This window comes from Janthinobacterium sp. 1L-D-8-B-C4, assembly GCF_057291295.1.
The window spans coordinates 26,947-47,692 of the sequence record NZ_JBXAVX010000002.1; the positions used below are offsets into that span (position 1 = coordinate 26,947).

A 20,746-nucleotide genomic window follows, 5' to 3' on the forward strand; every position below is an offset into this window, starting at 1 on the left:
AAAAATGACTGAAACAGACAAGCAGGAACATGCGGTGCGCCGCAGCGCCGAACAGCGGCATGCGGGAGAACTGGCGCGCCTGAAAGAAGCCGATACCGATCCGCGTCCGGAAGGCTGGCTGCTGTCGCCGCGCGCGGTGCGCCGCTTTATCCTCGGCGACGCGGCGTTTGACGTCAGCCGCAAATTCTATGGCGACGATCCTCTGGTCGACCGCGCCATCGTTACCCTGATGGGCCACCAGGGCCTGATGCTGGTGGGCGAACCGGGTACGGCCAAGTCGCTGCTGTCGGAACTGCTGGCGGCCGCCATCAGCGGCGATTCGGCGCTGGCGATCCAGGGCACGGCCGGCACCACCGAAGACCATATCAAGTATTCGTGGAATTACGCGCTGCTGCTGGCCGAAGGGCCGAGCCGGCGCGCGCTGGTGCCGTCGCCCTTGTTCCAGGCGATGGAGGCGGGCAAGCTGGTGCGCTTCGAGGAAATCACGCGCTGCGCGCCCGAGATGCAGGACGTGCTCATTTCGCTGATGTCGGAAAAGCAGCTGATGATCCCCGAGCTCGGTGGCGATGCGCGCGTGCATGCGCGGCGCGGCTTCAACATTATCGCCAGCGCCAACCTGCGCGACCGCGGCGTGCATGAAATGTCGTCGGCCTTGAAACGCCGCTTCAACTTCGAGACTGTCAAGCCGATCCGCGACCATGGCTTCGAAGTCGAACTGGTGATGCAGCAGCTTGCACGCGAACTGGCCGCCATCGGCGCCACCGTGGTGGTGGGCCGCGACGTGGTCGAACTGCTGGTGACCACTTTTCAGGAACTGCGCGCCGGCCAGACCCGCGAAGGGGCGGCCATCAAGACGCCGGACGCCGTGATGTCGAGCGCCGAAGCGGTCAACCTGGTGTATGCGGCCTCGCTCGAAGCGCTGCATTTCGGCGATGGCGTGCTGCGCCCGCGCGAACTGGCCAACCAGCTGCAGGGCGTGGTATTGAAAGACAATGCCGACGACATCAAGCGCGTGCGCCATTATTTCGACACCGTGGTGCGCGAACGGGGCCGCCGCGACGACCTGTGGAAAAACTTCGGCGAGGCGGCGCGTCAGCTATGGCTGTAGCATTGCCGGCGCCTTTGGCGTCAACTCTGGCCGCCGCACGCGAACGGCTGTTTGCCAACGGCCTGTATTTTGCGCCGCTGCGCCACCACAGCCCGGCCTGCGCGTTTGCCCTGCAGGCCATGTTGCGCGAGCTGCGGCCTGCCGCCGTGCTGATCGAAGGGCCGGACGGTTTTACCGAGATGCTGCCGCTGCTGCTTGACGAACGTACGCGCCCGCCGGTGGCGCTGCTGTGCCAGACACGCGCGCCGGCAGGCGACGGGCAGGCGCACACGCACACGCAGTCGGCGTTCTTCCCGTTCTGCGACTACAGCCCGGAATGGGTGGCACTGAAGGAAGGCGCGGCGCTGGGCGCGCAGCTGTCCTTTATCGACCTGCCATGGCAGGCGCGCGCGGATCAAGCGCAAGAGGATCAGGAGGCGCGCAGCCTGATGGCCGAACGCTACCTGGCCCACAGCACTTACCTGAACGCGCTGGCGCGGCAAGCCGGCTGCCGCGACCAGGACGAATTGTGGGACCATTTGTTCGAGTCTCGCTCGCGCACGGCCTTGCTCGACTGGCGCACGCTGTTCGGCGACGTGTTTTCCTATTGCGCCATGGCGCGCCTCGACTATGAACCGGCGGTGCTGGAAGCGGAGGGCAGCCTGCCGCGCGAGCGCCATATGGCGGCCCACATTGCCCGCTGGCGCAGCCAGGTCGAGGGTCCCATCGTGGTCGTGACGGGCGGCTTTCATACCAGCGCGCTGATCGATCTGCTTGAACAGGCCAAGCCGATTTCAAGCACGCCGGCAGCCGTGCCCAGCTGGTTGATACGCTACAGTTTTGAACGGCTCGATGCCCTGAACGGCTATGGCGCCGGCATGCCGGCGCCGGCCTATTACCAGGCCGTGTGGGACGTGCTGCAGCAGCCAGGCGACGAGCATCACCTGGCGGTGGCCGTCGACCAGCTGACGCAATTGGCGCAGCACAGCCGCGTGCTTGGGCTGCAGCAGCGCATCTCGACGGCCGAAGTGCAGGCGGCGGTGCTGCAGGCGGCGCGGCTGGCGGCCTTGCGCGGCCATGCGGGGCCGGGCCGGACGGACCTGCTGGACGCCATGCGCTCGTGCTTTGTGAAAGGCGCCATCGATGATGGCATGCAGGGCTTGCTGGACGATGTGCGGCGCCAGATGACGGGCAGCCGCCTTGGCGACGTGCCGCCGTCGGCCGGCTCGCCGCCGCTGGTGGAAGACGCGCGCGCCGAAGCGCGCCGCCACGGCCTGCGCCTGGACGATGGCGAGCAGCGGCTGGCGCGGCTGGACCTGTACCGCAAGGAGCGCCACCGCCGGCGCAGCCATTACTTCCAGCTGATGCAGTACCTCGATACCGGCCTCGCGCGCTGGCAGGGCGGCCCCGATTTCCTCACCGGCAGCCGGCTCGAACTGCTGTTCGAGGAATGGTCGTATGCGTGGACGCCGCTGGTCGAAGCGCGCCTGATCGAACTGTCCGGCAACGGCGCCACCTTGCTTGAGGTGGCGCTGGCGCGGCTGCTGCGCGAGGAACAGGCCTTGGCCGCCGAGGGCCGCGCCAGGTCCGCCGGCAGCGCGGCCGCGTTGCTGGTGCGCGCCTGCGTGATCGGCCTGCATGAGCGCCTGCCTGCCTTGCTTGATCTTCTGTCGCGCCATCTCGACGACGATGGCGACTTCGCTTCCGTGGTCGCCTGCGGCCATGCGCTGGTGACCTTGTGGCGCGCGCGCGAGCCGCTGGGCGTGCGCGGGCATCCGGGCGTGCTGCAGCTGATGCGGCGCGTCTGGCCGGCCGCGCTGTTTTTGCTGCCGGCGCTGGCCGATGTGGCGGAAGACGCGGAAATGGCGCAAGTGGGGCAGTTGCTGGCGCTGCGGGAATTTGGCCGCGCCGCGCGCAGCGCCCTGGGCGAAGAGGAAGCCGGTCTCGCCTTCGAAGCGGCCGATCTGCACCGCCATCTGGACCGCCTGGCGCAGCGCGGCGACGGCGCGCCCGGCATCTGCGGCGCGGCCAGCGCGCTGCTGTTCCTCGATGGCGCCTGGGACGAGCAGCAGTTGTCGCTGCTGCTCGAACAGCGCTTCGGCTCGGGCGCCATGGCGCAGGACGCGGTACGTTTCCTGTCCGGCCTGATGGCCGCCGCGCCCGAACTGCTGCTGACGCAGCCAGGCTTGCGGCGCAGTTTCAACCAGATGGTGGGCGGCTGGGACGAGGCCAGCTTCATCGCCTACCTGCCCGACCTGCGGCTGGCCTTCACCGGCCTGAAACCGCAGGAAACGGGCGAACTGGCCGAAGCGCTGGCGCTGCTCAATGGCGCCGCGCCAGAGGCCTTGCAGGCGGAGCTCCATTACGACGTCAGCGAGGCCGACATGCTGGCCGGCGGGCGCCTGAACGCGGCGCTGGCGGCCTGCCTGGCGCGCGACGCGCTCGGTAGCTGGCTCGATACGACACCGGAGGCGCCGCATGGCTGACCATCAAGACAATGCCGAACTGCTGCGCCGCTGGCGGCTGATCCTGGGGCGCTATGCGCAGCCGCTGCAAAACGAAGCGTGGTCGCAGCATGATGGCCGGCTGGACGCCAGCCTCGATTATCTGTATGGCCGCGAGTATGAACGCAAGGGCATGCTGCGTGGCGGCGGCCCCGGCGCGGGCGGCTCGCTCGACCCCAGCCAGCTGCGCGCGATCGACTGGCTGAACCAGGCGCGCAAACTCTTTCCGCAGGAAGTGTACGAGCGCGTGCAGGGCCATGCGATCGAACGCTATGAATTGAGCGGCCTCTTGCGCGACCCGACCGTGCTGGCCAGCCTTGAGCCGAACCAGGCGCTGGCGCGCGCACTGATCGGCATGCGCGGGCGCCTGAGCGCCGACATGCATGATGCGGTGCGCGCCATCATTCGCCGCGTGGTCGAGGAAATCACCGAGCGGCTGCGCAAGGATTTCGTCAATGCCGTGACGGGGCGGCGCAACCGCTTTCGCCGCAGCCAGCTGAAAAGCGCGCAAAACTTCGACTGGCGCGCCACCATTGCCGCCAACCTGAAGCACTACGACACGGCCAGCGGGCGCATGGTGATCGCGCGGCCGATCTTCAATGCACGGGTCAAACGCAGCCTGCCGTGGGACGTGATCCTGTGCGTCGACCAGAGCGGCTCGATGATGGATTCGGTGATCTATGCGGCGGTGGTAGCCGGCATTTTGTCCAGCCTGCCCGCCGTCAATGTGCGCCTGGTGGTGTTCGACACCAGCGTGGTCGACCTGACGCACCTGGCCAGCGACCCGGTCGAAGTGCTGCTGACGGTGCAGCTGGGTGGCGGCACCAATATCGGCCGCGCGGTGCAGTATTGCGAGCAGCTGGTGACCACCCCGCAGCGCACGATCTTCGCGCTGATCAGCGACTTCGAGGAGGGCGCGCCGCCCGCGCCCCTGCTGGCCTCGCTGAAACGCATGGCCGAATCGCGCGTTACCCTGCTGGGACTGGCCGCGCTCGACGAGCGTGCGCAGCCCGTGTACGACCGGGGCATGGCGCAGCGCCTGGCCGACCAGGGCATGCATGTGGCGGCGCTGACGCCGCAGCACTTTGCCGAATGGCTGGCGGGGGTGATGCAATGAGCTGGCAAGCGGTGTACCGCAGTTTCGACGACGACAGCCTGGCAACCTTGGCCAATGCCGGCCTGCTGCGCCGCGCGCTGAAGGATGTCGAAGCGGACAAGGTCGGCTGGCAGGGCGATGCGGGCGGCGTGGTGCTGGCCGATGGCCAGCAGGTGACGCTCGATGGCGGCGGCCCGCAAAAAGCCCGCTGCGATTGCCCGGCGCCCGGCATCTGCAAGCATATCCTGGCAGCTGCCGTGTGGTTGCGCGAACTGCCGGACGATGCCGCAAGCGAGACGGCGCCTGGCGTGCTGGAAGAAGTGCTGGCGCAGGACAGCGCGCAGCTGTGCAAGCAGGCCGGCAAGCCGGCCGTGCGCCAGGCGCTGGCCTGGCTGCTTGACGGCGACCAGGTTCAGGCGACGGTGCTCAACGCCCGGCTGCAGATCGAACTGCCATCGTTGAAACTGGCGTGCAGCTATCTGCGCGGCGCCGGTTTCGAGGGCATGGTGTCGGACACGCCACTGAAGATACGCAAGGCGCTGCACCTGTATGCGCTGGCCTGTGTCTGGCGCCAGCATGGCCGCGAGTTTGCCTGGCCGGCCGGGATGGATGCGGCGCCGGCCGAGGAAGTGCAGGGCGTCAGCAGCTCGGAACTGCTGTTCCTGGCCCAGGTGCGCCACCTGCTGGGCGAACTCCATGACAACGGCCTGTCGCACGCCAGCGCAATTGCCGCCGGCCAGCTGCGCGCGCTGACCATGTCGGCGCGCGGCGAAAGCCTGCCGCGCCTGGCCGCCATGCTGCGCGGTCTGGGCGGCACGCTGGACCTGCTGGTGCGGCGCGACTATCACGCCAGCGAGCGCCTGGCGTTCGACGAGATGGCGTCGATCTACGCGCTGTGCGCGGCGCTGGAACAGGCCACCGGCCAGCCCTTGCAGCGCCTGCGCGGGCAAACGCGGCGCAGTTTCGATGCCGCAGGCGAGTCGCCATTGGAACTGCTGCCGCTGGGCGCCTGGTGGTGGGAAACGCGCGGCGGCGCGCATGGCTTGAGCTTGGCGTTCTGGGATCACCGGGCGGGCCGGATTCTGCAGGCGGTGCTGGCGCGGCCGGACGGCAACGACCGTTCATTTACGCGCGAATCGAGCTGGAATGCCATTAGCCTGTGGCAGGGCGCCGGCAGCGTGCAGCGCCTGTGCGAGCAGGGCCTGATATTGTCCGGCGCGTCAATGGCGGCAGACGGCCGCCTGGCCATGGACAGCCAGGCGCACGCCAGCACCGTGCCATTGTGGGAACTCGACGACGCGCGCTGGCAGCAGCTTGGCTTTGCCGACTGGGCGGCGCTGGCCGCCTTCCTCGGCGAGAACGTCGGGCTGGCGGCGCAGCCGGTCGACTGCGTGCTGCTGCGGCCCAGCGCGGTGGCCGCACCCCGGCTCGATGAAGTCCGCCAGCAGCTGGACTGGCAGGTGTTCGACACAAATGGCGCCGTGTTGAACCTGGTGATCCCCGCGCAGGAGGCACTGCGCCCGCGCATCGCGCGGCTGCAGGCGGCGGTGACCGATGGCGCCGATATCCGCGCCGTGCTGGCCAGCCGCGCGCGTGGCGAGTTTGATGGGTGGCAGCCGGTGGCGCTGCTGATCGCCAAAAACGGCAAGCTGCGCGTGGTGTCGCTCGATTTCGCGGTTGATGCGGGCAAGCTGCCGTCGGCGCTGGCGCGCTTTTTCAAGAGCCTGGCCGGCACCAGCATGGCGCCGCCGGTCTTGCAGCAAACCTCCGGCATGTCGCTGGTGCTGGCCCAGGTCCTCGATCGACTGGCGCTGCAGGCACGCAGCGGCCGGCCGCGCCTGGAGCCGGAAGTGGCAAACGAGCTGGCGCGCCATGGCGCCACCTTGCGTGCACTGGGACTGGACCTGCCGGCCCGTTTGCTGGCCGCGTATATGGGCGCGCCCAGCGCCGCCCGCGCGCTCATGCTGGCCTATGTCTGCACCACCTGCCTCGCTTTGGAGACTGACCGGTAGAGCAGCTGCATCAGGGCTGCCTGGCCTGCAACGCCGCCAGTTCGGCCCTGGCTTTTTCCAGCTTGCCTTCCAGCTTGGCGATCTTCTTCGGTTCCTTGTTCGCTTCCTGGGCCAGGCGCAGCGAGCGGTCGGTCTGGTTGACCTTGGCCTGCGCCTTGATGACTTTTTCGTTGTGGCGCCTGACCAGTGCATCGTCGCGGCAGTTGGCGTTGCTTTCGTCGAGCGCGCGGCTCAAGCCTTCCACCTTGTTGGTATTGCCCATCTGCTGGGCGTCACGCAGTTCGGCGCGGATGCTTTCGCGCTTGGCGGCGCAGCCGGCCAATTGGGTTTCGGCCCAGGCGCCGCCGCTGGCGGAAAGTGCGACAAACAGGCTCAAGGCGGTGATGGATGAACGGTACATGGCGGCCTTTCAAAGTGGTGGACAAGCGGTGAACAATACCGCGTGCAAGCCTACCATTATTGCGTGCCGCGCGCTGTCTTGCAGGCGGCATCGGCTACCATCACCACTGCACATTTTCCAGGATGACCGATGCTGAAATATCTCCTTGCCTTTTCCCTGCTGCTGCCGGCAGTCGCGCCGGCGCAGCAGCACCCGGCGCTGGTGCCGTTCGACCTGAGCGGCCTCGATGCCATGCGCCAGCGGGTCGATGCGCTGGTCAACCCTCCGGTCGACCTGGCACCCGATAAAGTGGCCGCCTTCGGCAAGGCGCGTCGCGCCGCGCAGGCCGGCGACGCGGCGGCGCAGCTGCAACTGGCCGGCATGCTGCACCAGGGCCAGGGCACGCCGCGCGACAGCGATGCGAGCCTGGACTGGCTGGAAAAATCGGCGCAAGGCGGCAATGGCACGGCGCAATCGGTTCTTGGCGTGGCCCTGACGCACGGCCAGGGCGTGGCGGTGGACCGCAAGCAGGGTGAATACTGGCTGCGCAAGGCTGCCGCGCAAGGCGTCGAGCAGGCCCACATCACCCTGGCGCTGCACTACGAAACCATCCACAGCAGCCCTGAAGAACGCGCGCACGCGCTGCACTGGCTGAAGATACATGCCGAAAACGGCTACTTCCCGGCCTATAATGAGATCGGCTACCGGCTGATGATGACGGCTACCGGCGAGGCCCAGCGCCGCGAGGCGTTTGGCTGGTACATGAAGGCGGCCAAGGCGCTCGATCCGCCGGGCCTGAACAATGTCGCTTATTCATATGAAGTGGGGCAGGGCGTGGCGCAAAGCGACGAGGCGGCGCTGGGCTGGTATGAAATGGCGGCAATTGCCAAAAGCCCGCCCGGCCAGGCCGGCTTTGCGCGGCTGCTGGAGCAGGGCCGTGGCGGGCCGACCCGGCAGGGCCAGGCGCCGCCGCCGTTTGCGCTGTATCTGCTGGCCGCGCAGCAGGGCGACCTGGAGGCGATGGAGCGGCTGGTACAAGTCTACGACCATGGCGAACTTGGCCAGGCAACGGACCCGGCACAGGCGGCGCTGTGGCGGGAAAAGTTGAGTCAAGCCAGGGTCGTTGGTGGCATGCCGAGGTAGCGTGATATTATATTTGTTATCGATAACAATATGATGAGAGACTCATGAATCCCGATTTCCGTTCCAAGAGCATGCTCGAACAGCATATCCTGCACACGATGCGCTTTTACCATCCGCGGGCGCTCGACGCCAGCGGCGGTTTTTACCATTTCTTCCTCGACGACGGCACCATCTACGATGCGGCCACGCGCCACCTGGTCAGCAGCACGCGCTTCATCTTCAACTACGCCATGGCCTACCGCCAGTTCGGCGACGATGATTACCAGGCGGCGCTGCGCCACGGCGTGGCCTTCTTGCGCGATGCGCACCGCAATCCGGAAACCGGCGGCTACGCCTGGCAGCTGCGCTGGGAAAATGGCGTCGGGACGGTGGAAGACGGCGCGAATCACTGCTACGGCCTGGCCTTCGTGCTGCTGGCCTATGCGCATGCACTGCAGGCTGGCATGCAGGAAGCGCGCGCTTACCTGGATGAAACGTTCGAACTGATGGAGCAGCGCATGTGGCTGCCCGAGCACGGCCTGTACGCCGACGTCGCCAGCGCCGACTGGGCCACGCTCGACGGCTATCGCGGCCAGAACGCCAACATGCACGCCTGCGAAGCGATGCTGGCGGCGTTCGAGGCGACCGGCGAAGCGCGCTACCTGCACCGCGCCGAAACGCTGGCGCACAATATCACCAATCGCCAGGCCGGCCTGGCCGGCGGCATGATCTGGGAACACTATAAACCGGACTGGTCGATCGACCTTGAATACAACCTGCACGACAAGAGCAATATCTTCCGTCCGTGGGGCTACCAGCCCGGCCATTTCACGGAATGGGCCAAGCTGCTGCTGATCATGGAGCGCCACGCCAAGTTCATGGCCGGCCCGTCGGACTGGCTGCTGCCGCGCGCGCGCGAACTGTTCGACACGGCGCTGGCCAAGGCCTGGGACAACACGCATGGCGGCATCCACTACGGCTTCGGCCCGCACGATGAAATCTGCGATGGCGACAAATATTTTTGGGTGCAGGCCGAAAGCTTTGCCGCTGCCGCCGTGTTGGCCAAGCGCACCGGCGACGAGGGCTACTGGCAAACCTACGACAAGATCTGGGACTACAGCTGGCAGCATTTTGTCGACCATGACCATGGCGCCTGGTACCGCATTCTCACACCCGACAATCAAAAGATCAGCAACCAGAAAAGCCCGGCCGGCAAGACCGACTACCACACCATGGGCGCCTGCTATGAAGTGCTGAACTTGCTTGGCGGTGCGGCATGAGCGGCTTTCCTTCTTTTGTCTCGGCCGGCGAAGCGCTGACCGACATGCTGCGCACCGGCAGCGATCAGTGGAGCAGCCAGGTTGGCGGCTCAACCTGGAACGTGGCGCGCGTGATGGCCAGGCTGGGCGTGCCGAGCGCCTTTGCCGGCGCCGTCAGCCTGGACGTGTTCGGCGACGCGCTGGCCAGCGCCAACCATGCGGCGGGCCTGGATGCGCGCTTCCTGCAGCGCTACGCCAAGTCGCCGCTGCTGGCCATCGTGCACGAGCTGCATCCACCCACCTACTACTTTATCGGCGACGACAGCGCCGACCTGCATTTCGACGCGGCGCAGCTGCCGGCCGGCTGGATGCAGGGCGCGCAGTGGGTGCACTTTGGCGGCATCAGCCTGGCGCGCGAACCGCTGGCCGGCAAGCTGGTGGCGCTGGCCGAAGAGCTCAAGGCGGCCGGCGTGAAAATCAGCTATGACCCGAATTTCCGCGTCATGATGGATGAACGCTACGACGCCACCCTGGCGCGCATGACGGCGCTGGCCGATGTGGTGAAAGTATCCGACGAAGACCTGGCGGGCCTGTTCCGCCACGACGATATCGACGCCTCGTTTGCGCAGCTGCGCAGCTGGAACCCGCAAGCAACGTTCCTGTACACGCGCGGCGCGGCCGGCGCGGCGCTGTACCAGGGCGAGCACACCTGGCAGGCGGCGCCACCGGTGATCGAGGTGGTTGATTCGGTTGGTGCCGGCGACGCCAGTATCGGCGGCCTGCTGTACAGCCTGATGTACCGGCCTGAAGTTGACGCTGGCGAGCATTTGCGCTTTGCCGTGGCTGCCGGCGCGGGCGCCTGCCTGGCCGCCGGCGGTTCGCCGCCGTCGGTGGAGCTGGTTGCATCGCTGGCGCAAAAAACCGTGGTGAAATAAGCGCTCAGCGGGCGCCCGGCGGCGCCGTCGAGGCCCGCACCATCAGCGTAAAATCGAGCAGGCGGTGCGTGGCCGGCGCCACGTCACCGGCCCTGCGCTGGCGTATTTCGTCAAGCACCAGGGTGACGGCGGCGCGTGCCATGTCGGCAATCGGCTGGTGGACGGTAGTGAGCTCGGGCCAGACGGTGGTGGCCACCGGTGTATCGTCAAAGCCGCACACGGACAGCTGCTGCGGCACCTGCAGGCCCATGCCATGGGCCACGGCCAAGGTGGCCGCCGCCATGTCGTCGTTGCAGGCGAAGATGGCGCTGGGGCGGGTGGGCGCTTCCAGCAGGCGGCGCGCCGCATCGAGTCCGGAACGATAGGTAAATAGTCCCTGCGCCAGCCGGTGCACCGGCACGCTCAACCCCGCCTCCTGCATCGCATCGAGAAACGCCTGCTGGCGCAACAGGGCAGGGGTGTGCGCCGGGTCGCCCTGGATAAAGCCGATATCGCGGTGCCCCAGCGCCAGCAGGTGGCGCGTCATCGCCAGCGCACCCTGGTAGTCGTCGATGCGTACTGCGGAAATGGCGGGCGACGGCTGGCCGGTAGCCACCGCGATCGAGGGCATGCCGATGCGGTTCAATTGCGCTTGTATCTGTGGCGAGTCGCACAGCGGCGGTGGCACCAGGATGCCGTCAACCCCGGCGGCCACCAGTTTCCTGATCGCGGCCTGCTGGCTGGCCAGGTCGCCACAGCGTTCCAGCAGCAGCTGGCCGCCACCCTGGCTGCACTGTTCCATGGCGCCGACCAAAAATTCGCTCAGATACGCCGCGCTGGGATTGCTGTACAACAGGCCGATGCGCAGGGTGCCGGTGCGCGCGGCCCTGGCCGCCAGGTTGGGCTGGTAGCGCAGCGCGGCGATTGCCGCTTCCACCTTGCCGCGCGTGGCGGCGCTGACGCTGGCGCGTCCGTTGATCACGCGCGACACCGTCATGGCCGAGACGCCGGCCAGGCGCGCCACGTCGTGCACGGTGGCGCCGCCTGGCGTATCAGCGGCGATGGGCGTCATCCTATTCGAGATGGCCGCCGAACTTCAGCTTGCCACTGATGCGCATGCCGTGCAGCTGGCCTTCATCGCCTTCGGCCGCGCTGGTGCGCTGCACGGTGTCGCGCCGTGCCAGGCCCACCGACAAAATATCGAGCATCATCAGCTGCAGCAGGCGCACGATCATCGGCACGAAGTTCAGGTTGCCCTCGGGGTGGTTCAATGTCAGCAGCACGTCGGCCTGGCGCGCCAGCGGCGAGCCGCTGGCGGTAATGGCCAGCACGCGCGCGCCGCAGCCCTGCGCCACTTTGACCGTGCGCAGCAGTTCGGGCAGGGTGCCCGAACGCGAAATGACCAGCGCGACGTCGCCCGGTTTGAGCAAGGCGGCGCTCATTTCCTGCGCCTGCTGGTCGGCAAAATAACTGCTGACGATGCCCAGGTTGAGCAGCTTGTGCTGCATGTCGTCGGCCACCACGCGGGCGCTGCCCACGGCCAGCAGTTCCACCCGCCGCGCGCCGCGCAGCATGTCGATCGCTTCGGTCAGTGCTTTCACGTCCAGCATGTCGCGCATCGCCAGCGCGGCCGAGGCGCTGTTGCCCAGCACCTTGCGCGCCAGTTCGGCGTCGGAGTCCGACATCTCCACATGGCAGTGCGCCACCGTGATGGCGCCGCCGGTCAGGCCCGAGGCCAGCTTGAGCTTGAAGTCGGCCAGGCCCTGCACGCCGATCGAGCGGCAAAAGCGCATCACCGTTGGCTGGCTCACGCCCACGCGCTGGGCGATTTCGGCGATCGGCAAGGTCAGCATGGCGTTCGGCTCCTTCAGCACCCAGTCGGCCACCTTGCATTCGGAGGGGCTCATGCGGCCGCGCGCCTGGCGCACCGAGTCGAGCACCGGCGCGCCCGAGTTGGCCCGCTTGAGTTTTTGCGCCAGGATGGCGGCAATGCCAAGAAAAGTCGGCAGTTCGGCGGTGATCAAAAAAGTGGGAATCTGCGCCAGGTATTCGTTCAGGCGGCCTTTTTGCTCGAAGCGCGCGCGGAACTGCGAGCGTTCGAACAACGGCCCCAGGCGCGGCACGATGCCGCCGCCGATATAAATGCCGCCCAGCGCGCCCAGGGTCATGGCGACGTTGCCGGCAATCGAGCCGAGAATGGCGCAAAAACAGTCGACCGCTTCAAGGCATACTTCGCAGTCGTTGGCCAGCGCGCGGCTGGTGATTTCAGACGCCAGCAGCGGCTGCGCATCGGTCACGCCGGCGCGTTCGGCCAATGCGCGGTAGATCAGTTCCAGGCCGCGCCCGGACGCGAGGCGTTCGGCCGAAACGTGCGACAGTTCGCGCCAGGCATACGACAGCACGTCCATCTCGCGCTGGTCGCACGGCGCAAAGCTGACATGGCCGCCTTCGCTGCCGAGCGCGATCCAGCGGTCTTCTGCCGGGATCATGCCCGATACGCCCAAGCCCGTGCCCGAACCGAGCAGGCCGATCACGCTGTCGGCGCGCGCCATGCCGCCGCCGATCTGCATGCGCTGGTCGGCTCGCAGATAGGGCAGGGCCATCGCCAGCGCCGTGAAGTCGTTGACCACCAGCAAAGTGTCCAGGCTGAGCGCGGTGCGCATGGCTTCGATCGAGAAGAACCAGTGGTGGTTCATCATGCGGATATTGTCGTCGTCGATCGGGTTGGCGATGGCGATGGCCGCATGGCGCACGCGGGCCGAACCGGCGGCGCGCGCCTCAGGGCTGCCTATGTAGGCGTTAATCGCGTCGAGCAAGGAAGCGTAGTCGTCGCAGGGAAGAACGGCCACCGCTTCCAGGTGGCCTTGCCGCGTTTCAAGCACGAAGCGGGCGTTGGTGCCGCCGATATCGGCCAGCAGGCGCGGGCCATCACTGAAACGGTCGGCCGCGTCGCTGCCCGTACTGTCTGTTCTTTCATCAATTCTCATGGCGGCGTTCAAGTCTCGTCTGCGTGCGCCGTCTTTGCGGCGCAACTGTCGTTATGGTGAAAACCAAGGATTCTAGAGCGTATTTGCACTCCGTGCCAAAAAAAGCCCGCCAGGCTTTTGCCAGCGCCCGGCGGCAAGGAAAAAACACTTTGTGCAAGACCAACAATAGTCAAATAAAGTCTCGCCGACTAGTCGTAGGATTACAACATAATATGTTGATATTTGTTCGTAGTATAGTTACTATGTCTCTGCTGGAAAGATTTCTGGCCAGTACATTCGGCCACGAAGTACTAGAAAAAAACAACTACTGAGGAGACTTACCCATGCTGCATCGCAACATGTTGAAGGCCGCTTTGAAAGCGCTGCCTGCTGCCATCGTTTTAGCCATCGCCAGCGGTTCCGCCATGGCAGACCCGATGTACCCATCCGATTCCGAAGGCTTCCACGGCTACCTGCGCGCTGGCGCCGGCAGCAACACCTCCAGCGACGGCGGCTCACAAGGCTGCTTCGGCCTGGGTGGCAATACCATGAAATATCGTCTGGGCAATGAGTGCGACGCCTACACCGAATTCGGCTACACCAAAGCCATCGCCAAGTCCGGTGACGTGACCTACATGGCCACCGTCTGGGTCAACGCCTACGCACCAAACTCCGATTTCGGCGACAACAAGGTCGGCATCGTCAAAGCCTACGTCGAAGCCCAGGGACTCGATTTCCTGAACGGCGGCACAGCCTGGGTCGGTAAACGTTTCTACTACCGTCCTGACATCCACATGCTGGATCTGCAGTACATCAACATGAACGGTACCGGCGCCGGCCTGGACCGCATTCAAGCCGGTCCTGGTAAATTCTCGTATGCCTTCTTCAAGGACAACGATATCAATTCCGTGTCGCCAACGGGCATCGTCAGCACCAAGTCGGCCGTACGCCAGAACTTCATCTACGGTGAAATCCCGGTCAACACCAACGGCACCCTGGACCTGGCCGCGACCTACATCATCGGCGAAGGCAAGGACAACGACGCTTTCGGCGAAAAGCATAACGGCTGGCAGCTGTCGGCATTCCATCGTCAAGGCAAGATCTACGGCGGCGGCAACACCTTCGGCGTGCAATACGGCGTTGGCCCTGGCGTCGGCAAGGGTGCCCAGTTCGGCGCCGCAGGCGACACCTCGTTCGGTTCGGATGTGAAACGCACCCGCGTGTTCAATGACCTGGCGATCCAGCCGATGGAAAACTTCGGCATGGAACTGGTCGCCCTGTGGCAAAAAGACGAGTCGAATGCTACCGGCTCGTCGACCTGGACTTCGGTCGGCGTGCGTCCTGTATACGCTTTCACCAACAACTTCAAGTTGATTGGCGAACTGGGTACGGACCGCGTGACGCAAGCAAGCGGCCCGACCAAGCGCCTGACCAAGCTGACCATCGCCCCGGCGATTTCGGCAGGTCCTGGCCTGTGGTCGCGTCCTGAACTGCGCGCTTTTGTCAGCTACGGCAAATGGAACGATGCGGCCACCGCGTCGGTCAACGCAGCCAACAACGGCGGCCCGATCTACAACAACAATACCAGCGGCACATCGTACGGTTTCCAGGTTGAAGCCTGGTTCTAAGCAAACAACGAGACCCGCTTGCCAGCGGGTCTCGGCACACAAGAGCGCCGATACAGGCGCAATTTCGACCCTTCTCGGCACATTGCGCCGAAGCCCCCTAAAAGCTTGATCAAAAAAGGAATTGTGGAGATGAAACTGAAATTCAAGATTACCCAACTGGCCGCCCTGACCGCCTTGGCATTCGCCGGCAATGCTTTCGCTGCCGACGTTGAAGTGCTGCACTACTGGACCTCGGGTGGCGAAGCCAAATCCGTCGGCCAGCTGCAGCAGATGGTCAAGGAAGCCGGTTTCGGCTGGAAAGATTTTGCAGTAGCAGGCGGCGCCGGCGAAAACGCCACCACCGCGCTGAAAACCCGCGTCATCTCCGGCAACCCGCCGACCGCTGCCCAGATCAAGGGCCCGTCGATCCAGGAATGGGGCGCAGAAGGCGTGTTGGCCAATATCGATGAAGCCGCCGTTGCCGGCAAATGGGATGCGGTCCTGCCGAAAGTCGTGGCCGACGTCATGAAATACAAGGGCCACTACGTTGCCGCACCGGTCAATGTGCACCGTGTCAACTGGATGTGGGTCAACCCGGAAGTGCTGAAAAAAGCCGGCGTCGTCGGCACGCCAACCACCTGGCCAGCATTCTTCGAAGCGGCTGACAAGATCAAGAAATCGGGCGGCATCGCGATTGCCCACGGCGGCCAGCCATGGCAGGACGCCACCGTGTTTGAATCGGTCGCGCTGGGCGTGGGCGGCGCTGATTTCTACAAGAAAGCCATCCTGAAGCTGGACCAGAAAGAGCTGACCGGTCCGACCATGCTCAAGGTGTTCGACACCCTGGGCAAAGTCAAGACCTACATCGACAAGGATGCGGCCGGCCGCGACTGGAATCTGGCCACCGCCATGGTCATCAACAACAAGGCCGGCTTCCAGTTCATGGGTGACTGGGCCAAGGGCGAATTCACGGCTGCCGGCAAAGTGCCAGGCAAGGACTACCTGTGCGTGGCAGCGCCAGGCACGGAAAAAGCCTACACCTTCAACATCGATTCCTTTGCCATGTTCACGCAAAAGGATGCGAATGCGAAGAAAGGCCAGATCGCCCTGGCCAACGCCATCATGAATCCGAAGTTCCAGTCGATCTTCAACCTGAACAAGGGTTCCATCCCTGTACGTTCCGGCGTTTCCAAGGACAAGTTTGACGCTTGCGCCCTGAAATCGATGGACGACATGGATGCCAGCAACAAGGCAGGCACCTTGCTGCCATCGTTCGCGCACGGCATGGCGCTGCCATCGGCCACGCAAGGCGCCGTGTTTGACGTGGTTGCCAAGTTCATGAACACCAACATGAGCTCGAAAGACGCTGTTGCCGAACTGGCCAAAGCCGCCAAAGTGAAGTAATCACCACAGCGCCGGCTCCCCGCCGGCGCTGCTGCATCGCAGATGTTGCAGGTATCGCAGGCCCCCTCCGGCAATCGCCCGGACGGGCGCCATACGCAGTTCTACTTCTACGGCTGTCCTATGTCCATACGCAAGCAATTTGATCGATGGATACCACAACTGGTCCTGGGCCCGACGCTCATCGCCAGCCTGGTATTCGTCTATGGTTTTATTTTCCTGACCGGTTATCTGTCGCTGACCGAATCGCGCATGATGCCGAACTTCGAGTTCTCCGGCCTGACGCAATACTACAGTTTGTTCGATAACGAACGCTGGTGGACTTCGCTCACGAACCTGGGCATCTTCGGCGTGCTGTTCATCGGCCTGTCGATCACCATCGGCCTGTTCCTGGCCATCTTGCTCGACCAGAAAATCCGTGGCGAAGGCTTTCTTCGCGCAATCTACCTGTACCCGATGGCGCTGTCGTTCATCGTCACCGGCACCGCCTGGAAATGGATGCTGAACCCCAGCCTGGGCCTGGAAAAGGTCATGCACGACTGGGGCTGGACCTCGTTTACGTTCGACTGGCTGGTGAACTCCGACATGTCGATCTACACGGTGGTGATCGCCGGCGTGTGGCAGTCGTCGGGCTTCGTGATGGCGCTGTTCCTGGCTGGCCTGCGCGGCATCGATGACGAGATCATCAAGGCGGCGCAAGTCGATGGCGCATCGCTGCCGACGATCTACTGGCGCATCGTGATTCCCGCCATGCGCCCGGTGTTCTTCAGCGTGATATTGATCCTGTCGCATATCGCGATCAAGAGTTTCGACCTGGTGATTGCATTGACATCCGGCGGACCGGGCAATTCGTCCGACGTGCCGGCAATCTTCATGTACCAGTTTTCCTTCACCCGCGGCCAGTTGGGCCTGGGCTCGGCATCGGCAATGATGATGCTGGCCACCATCGTGGCCGTGCTGGTGCCGCTGATGTACCTGGAAACGCGCAGCGCAAAGGCGATGAGATGACACACACACGCAAGCATCAATTTACTCTCGGGCGGGTGGTCCTGTACCTGTTGCTGATCCTGTTCGCCCTGTATTACATCATTCCGCTGTACGTGACCCTGTCGACGTCGTTCAAGTCGCTCGACGAGATCCGCAGCGGCAACCTGCTGGCCCTGCCGCACGTGTGGCAGTTCGAGTCCTGGGGCAAGGCCTGGTCCTCGGCCTGTACCGGCGTGACCTGCAATGGCCTGCAGCCGTTCTTCTGGAACTCGATCGAAATGGTGGTGCCGGCCGTATTGATCTCGACCTTCATCGGCGCCTTCAACGGCTATGTGTTCGCGCACTGGCGCTTCCGTGGTTCGGAAATGCTGTTCGCCGGCCTGCTGGTGGGCTGCTTCATTCCGTTCCAGGTGGTGCTGCTGCCGATGGCGCGTTTGCTCGGTGAGTTCGGCCTGGCCAATACCACCACCGGCCTGGTATTCGTGCACGTGGTCTACGGCACGGCGTTTACGACCCTGTTCTTCCGTAACTACTACACCAGCGTGCCGGAAGAGCTGATCAAGGCGGCCCGCATCGACGGCGCCGGCTTCTTCCTGATCTTCCGCAAGATCGTGCTGCCGATTTCCGGTCCGATTTTTGTCGTCTGCATCATCTGGCAATTCACGCAGATCTGGAACGACTTCCTGTTCGGCATCGTGTTCGCCAGCGGCGATTCGCAGCCGATCACGGTGGGCTTGAACAACCTGGTCAATACATCGACCGGCGTGAAGGAATACAACGTCAACATGGCGGCGGCGGTGATCGCAGCGCTGCCGACACTGCTGGTCTACCTGGTCGCAGGCCGTTATTTTGTGCGCGGCCTGACCGCAGGCGCAGTCAAAGGTTAAGGAAAAACATGTCTAGCTTATCGATTCGTAATATCCGCAAGGTCTACACCAACGGCGCCGAAGTGCTGAAAGGCATCGACATCGAGATCAAGGACGGCCAGTTCCTGATCCTGGTCGGCGGCTCCGGCTCCGGCAAGTCCACCTTGCTGAACATGATCGCCGGCCTGGAGAGCGTCACCTCGGGCGAGATCATGATCGACAACAAGGTCGTCAATGACCTGCCGCCGAAGGACCGCGACATCGCCATGGTGTTCCAGTCCTACGCTTTGTATCCGTCGATGACGGTGCGCGAGAACATCGCCTTCGGCCTGAACGTGAAAAAGGTCGCCAAGGCCGAACAGGAAGAGATCGTCAGCAGGGTCGCCGAGACGCTGCAGATCTCGCACCTGCTCGATCGCCGTCCGGCGCAATTGTCGGGCGGCCAGCGCCAGCGCGTGGCGATGGGCCGCGCCATTTCGCGCAAGCCGTCACTGTTCCTGTTCGATGAACCGCTGTCGAACCTGGACGCCAAGCTGCGCGTGGAAATGCGCGCCGAGATCAAGCGTTTGCACCAGCGCCTGAAAGCGACCATCGTCTACGTCACGCACGACCAGATCGAAGCGATGACGATGGGCGACCTGATCGCCGTGATGAAGGATGGCGTGGTGCAGCAACTGGGCACGCCGCAGGAAATCTACGACAACCCGGCCAATCTGTTCGTGGCCGGCTTCATCGGTTCGCCATCGATGAACTTCATCACCATCAAGCCGGTGGTCGAGAACGGCGCCGTCTCGGCCGTGATTGAAAACGGCGGCAATAACATGCGCCTGGACCTGCCGTTCGATGCGGAAAAGCTGCGCAGCCATGTCGGCCGCGACGTGATCCTGGGCATCCGCCCGGAACAGATCACCGACATCAGCAGCGCGCACGGCGACGTCGGCCAGGAACTCGCTTGCCTGGTCGACCTGGTCGAGCCGACCGGCCCTGACACCTTGCTGACCACCCGCCTGAACGGCGCGGCCGTGACCTGCCGCACCCATCCGATCGAGGCCGTGCGCCCCGGCCAGACCATGCAGCTGTCGTTCAACCTGTCGAAAGCGGCGCTGTTTGATCCGGCCAATGGCGAACGCATCGCGTAACTGATCACGTAATTAAGCCAGCCACACGCATGGCCCGGCAGCCGCAAGGTTGCCGGGCCATAGTCGTTTACACTGCTGGCAATTCCACCCGATATTTTTGCCATGAAAAAACTCGCGCTTGCCCTCAGCCTGACATTGCTGTCCTTGCCCGCCGTGGCCGGCAAGGAAACGCATGCTGCGGCGGTATCGGCCATGTTTGCCGACAGCGGCGCGCTGGGCATGGTGGTGGTGACGGTGCAGGGCGGTCAGATCGAGGTCCATGGGCGGGGCGAGACGCGGCCCGGCAGCGGCCAGCTGCCCGATGGCCAGTCGCTGGTACGCATCGGTTCCGGTTCCCAGGTATTCACGGCCGAGGTGCTGGCGCGGCTGGTGCAAGAAGGTAAGTTTCGCCTGGACGATACCCTGCAGCGTCATGCCGGGGCGGGGCGCAAGGTACCGCGCGTGGCTGGTGCGCGCGAGATCACCTTGCGCGACTTGGCCCTGCACACCAGCGGCTTGCCGCGCGGCGTAGCGAGCGGGCCGCCGAAATATGCGGCGCCGTTTGCCTGGCCTGGCGCGGACGTGCGCTGGGCCGAACTGAAAGACGGCAAAACCGATGCCGCGCCCGGCCAGGAAGCGACGTACTCGAACACAGGCTACGACCTGCTGGGCGACGCGCTGGCGTCCGCCGGCGGCGCGCCGTACACCAGTTTGCTGGCGCGCCTGGTCACGGGGCCCTTGCAATTGGCCGACACCACGGCCACGCCAACGCCCGCGCAGTGCGCGCGCCTGATGAGTGGGCCTGACCTCGACAACAGCGGTCCCTGCGGTGCGACCACCGCCACCGCCGCCAGCAGCGGCCTGTTTTCCACGCCGCAGGACATGGGCGTGTGGCTGCGCCAGCTGGTCGGCACGGTGCCGCCTGAACCGTCCACCTGCATGGTGCTGAAGCCCTGGCTGATGCTCGCCGCCATGCCGGCCATGAAAGGCTTCGATATCCCGGGGCCGGCCGATGCGCTCGGTATCGGCTGGGTGCGCCTGGACGACGGGCAGCAGGGCACGTCGCCGATCTGGCACAAGACCGGCAGTGGCGCCGGCTTCATGAGCTACACGGCGGTATTGCCGCAGCAGCGCAGCGCCGTGTTTATCGTCGCCAGCAAGGTCGACATGAAGATGCTGGCGCGCATGACGCGCGCCGGCAATGCGCTGCTGCGCGAGCTGGGCCAGGAGGTATCGGCGCAGGTGGGCAGCGAGCTTGACCCGCTGCCTTGCGCACCATCTCCCGCCACCCTTTGAGGCAGCGAGTTGCCCGTATATGTATGTTGCCGAACACAAGATTTTTGGCCTGGAAATTAAAATAGGCAAAACATAGCGTTCAGCACACTCCCCGGACCATGCAGTGCCACTCGACGCCTATATTTATCGACG

General features: G+C 64.8%; 16 protein-coding genes. 13 read left to right on the forward strand and 3 right to left on the reverse strand.

Annotated features, from left to right (window positions below):
* The first annotated feature begins 4 nt into the window (after nucleotides 1-4).
* The 4 genes from AC0Z42_RS03185 to AC0Z42_RS03200 are packed head-to-tail and all read left to right on the forward strand — an operon-like array spanning nucleotide 5 to nucleotide 6,699.
* Nucleotides 5-1,108, forward strand: coding sequence for an ATP-binding protein (locus tag AC0Z42_RS03185; protein WP_485466796.1), 1,104 nt, complete (start codon nucleotides 5-7; stop codon nucleotides 1,106-1,108).
* The gene (locus AC0Z42_RS03190) at nucleotides 1,099-3,573 is read left to right on the forward strand and encodes a DUF5682 family protein (RefSeq protein ID WP_485466797.1); all 2,475 of its coding nucleotides are present in this window, start codon (nucleotides 1,099-1,101) and stop codon (nucleotides 3,571-3,573) included. Before AC0Z42_RS03185 ends, AC0Z42_RS03190 begins: the two co-directional genes overlap by 10 nt.
* Nucleotides 3,566-4,708 (forward strand): VWA domain-containing protein, encoded by a 1,143-nt coding sequence (locus tag AC0Z42_RS03195; protein ID WP_485466798.1) that lies wholly within the window; start codon nucleotides 3,566-3,568, stop codon nucleotides 4,706-4,708. Before AC0Z42_RS03190 ends, AC0Z42_RS03195 begins: the two co-directional genes overlap by 8 nt.
* Entirely contained in the window at nucleotides 4,705-6,699 is a 1,995-nt protein-coding gene (locus AC0Z42_RS03200) for an SWIM zinc finger family protein (protein ID WP_485466799.1), read from the forward strand. Before AC0Z42_RS03195 ends, AC0Z42_RS03200 begins: the two co-directional genes overlap by 4 nt.
* Before the next feature lie 10 nt (nucleotides 6,700-6,709).
* On the opposite strand, the gene AC0Z42_RS03205 is transcribed toward AC0Z42_RS03200, so the two are convergent.
* Complete coding sequence (locus AC0Z42_RS03205; protein WP_485466800.1) at nucleotides 6,710-7,099, reverse strand: DUF1090 domain-containing protein; 390 nt, start codon at nucleotides 7,097-7,099, stop codon at nucleotides 6,710-6,712.
* 129 nt (nucleotides 7,100-7,228) lie between these two features.
* On the opposite strand from AC0Z42_RS03205, the gene AC0Z42_RS03210 reads away from it, so the two are divergent.
* From AC0Z42_RS03210 to AC0Z42_RS03220, 3 genes are read left to right on the forward strand one after another with little or no spacing between them, the layout of a single operon-like run.
* Entirely contained in the window at nucleotides 7,229-8,221 is a 993-nt protein-coding gene (locus tag AC0Z42_RS03210; RefSeq protein WP_485466801.1) for a tetratricopeptide repeat protein, read from the forward strand.
* A 44-nt stretch (nucleotides 8,222-8,265) separates the two neighbouring features.
* A complete protein-coding gene (locus tag AC0Z42_RS03215) occupies nucleotides 8,266-9,480 on the forward strand; it encodes an AGE family epimerase/isomerase (RefSeq protein WP_485466802.1) in 1,215 nt (404 codons plus the stop codon).
* Nucleotides 9,477-10,394 (forward strand): carbohydrate kinase family protein, encoded by a 918-nt coding sequence (locus AC0Z42_RS03220; protein WP_485466803.1) that lies wholly within the window; start codon nucleotides 9,477-9,479, stop codon nucleotides 10,392-10,394. Before AC0Z42_RS03215 ends, AC0Z42_RS03220 begins: the two co-directional genes overlap by 4 nt.
* A 4-nt stretch (nucleotides 10,395-10,398) precedes the next feature.
* Here AC0Z42_RS03220 and AC0Z42_RS03225 read toward each other — a convergent pair whose 3' ends face one another.
* Both AC0Z42_RS03225 and AC0Z42_RS03230 read right to left on the reverse strand, forming a co-directional pair.
* A complete protein-coding gene (locus tag AC0Z42_RS03225) occupies nucleotides 10,399-11,445 on the reverse strand; it encodes a LacI family DNA-binding transcriptional regulator (protein ID WP_485466804.1) in 1,047 nt (348 codons plus the stop codon).
* A 1-nt stretch (nucleotide 11,446) separates the two neighbouring features.
* Complete coding sequence (locus AC0Z42_RS03230) at nucleotides 11,447-13,360, reverse strand: glucokinase (RefSeq protein WP_485466805.1); 1,914 nt, start codon at nucleotides 13,358-13,360, stop codon at nucleotides 11,447-11,449.
* 323 nt (nucleotides 13,361-13,683) lie between these two features.
* Between AC0Z42_RS03230 and AC0Z42_RS03235 the strand changes: the two genes are divergently transcribed.
* The 6 genes from AC0Z42_RS03235 to ampH all read left to right on the forward strand — a co-directional run bounded on the left by AC0Z42_RS03235 (nucleotide 13,684) and on the right by ampH (nucleotide 20,614).
* Nucleotides 13,684-14,967: a carbohydrate porin gene (locus AC0Z42_RS03235; RefSeq protein WP_485466806.1), complete on the forward strand. Its 1,284-nt coding sequence runs from the start codon at nucleotides 13,684-13,686 to the stop codon at nucleotides 14,965-14,967.
* Between the two features lie 129 nt (nucleotides 14,968-15,096).
* Nucleotides 15,097-16,350: an ABC transporter substrate-binding protein gene (locus AC0Z42_RS03240; protein WP_485466807.1), complete on the forward strand. Its 1,254-nt coding sequence runs from the start codon at nucleotides 15,097-15,099 to the stop codon at nucleotides 16,348-16,350.
* A gap of 120 nt (nucleotides 16,351-16,470) precedes the next feature.
* Complete coding sequence (locus AC0Z42_RS03245; RefSeq protein ID WP_485466808.1) at nucleotides 16,471-17,355, forward strand: carbohydrate ABC transporter permease; 885 nt, start codon at nucleotides 16,471-16,473, stop codon at nucleotides 17,353-17,355.
* Nucleotides 17,352-18,221 carry a carbohydrate ABC transporter permease gene (locus AC0Z42_RS03250; RefSeq protein WP_485466809.1) on the forward strand — a complete coding sequence of 290 codons (870 nt, stop codon included), beginning with the start codon at nucleotides 17,352-17,354 and terminating at the stop codon, nucleotides 18,219-18,221. Before AC0Z42_RS03245 ends, AC0Z42_RS03250 begins: the two co-directional genes overlap by 4 nt.
* Nucleotides 18,222-18,229: 8 nt before the next feature.
* Nucleotides 18,230-19,339 (forward strand): ABC transporter ATP-binding protein, encoded by a 1,110-nt coding sequence (locus AC0Z42_RS03255; protein ID WP_485466810.1) that lies wholly within the window; start codon nucleotides 18,230-18,232, stop codon nucleotides 19,337-19,339.
* Between the two features lie 102 nt (nucleotides 19,340-19,441).
* Nucleotides 19,442-20,614, forward strand: coding sequence for a D-alanyl-D-alanine-carboxypeptidase/endopeptidase AmpH (gene ampH / locus AC0Z42_RS03260; protein ID WP_485466811.1), 1,173 nt, complete (start codon nucleotides 19,442-19,444; stop codon nucleotides 20,612-20,614).
* The last annotated feature ends 132 nt before the right edge of the window (nucleotides 20,615-20,746 follow it).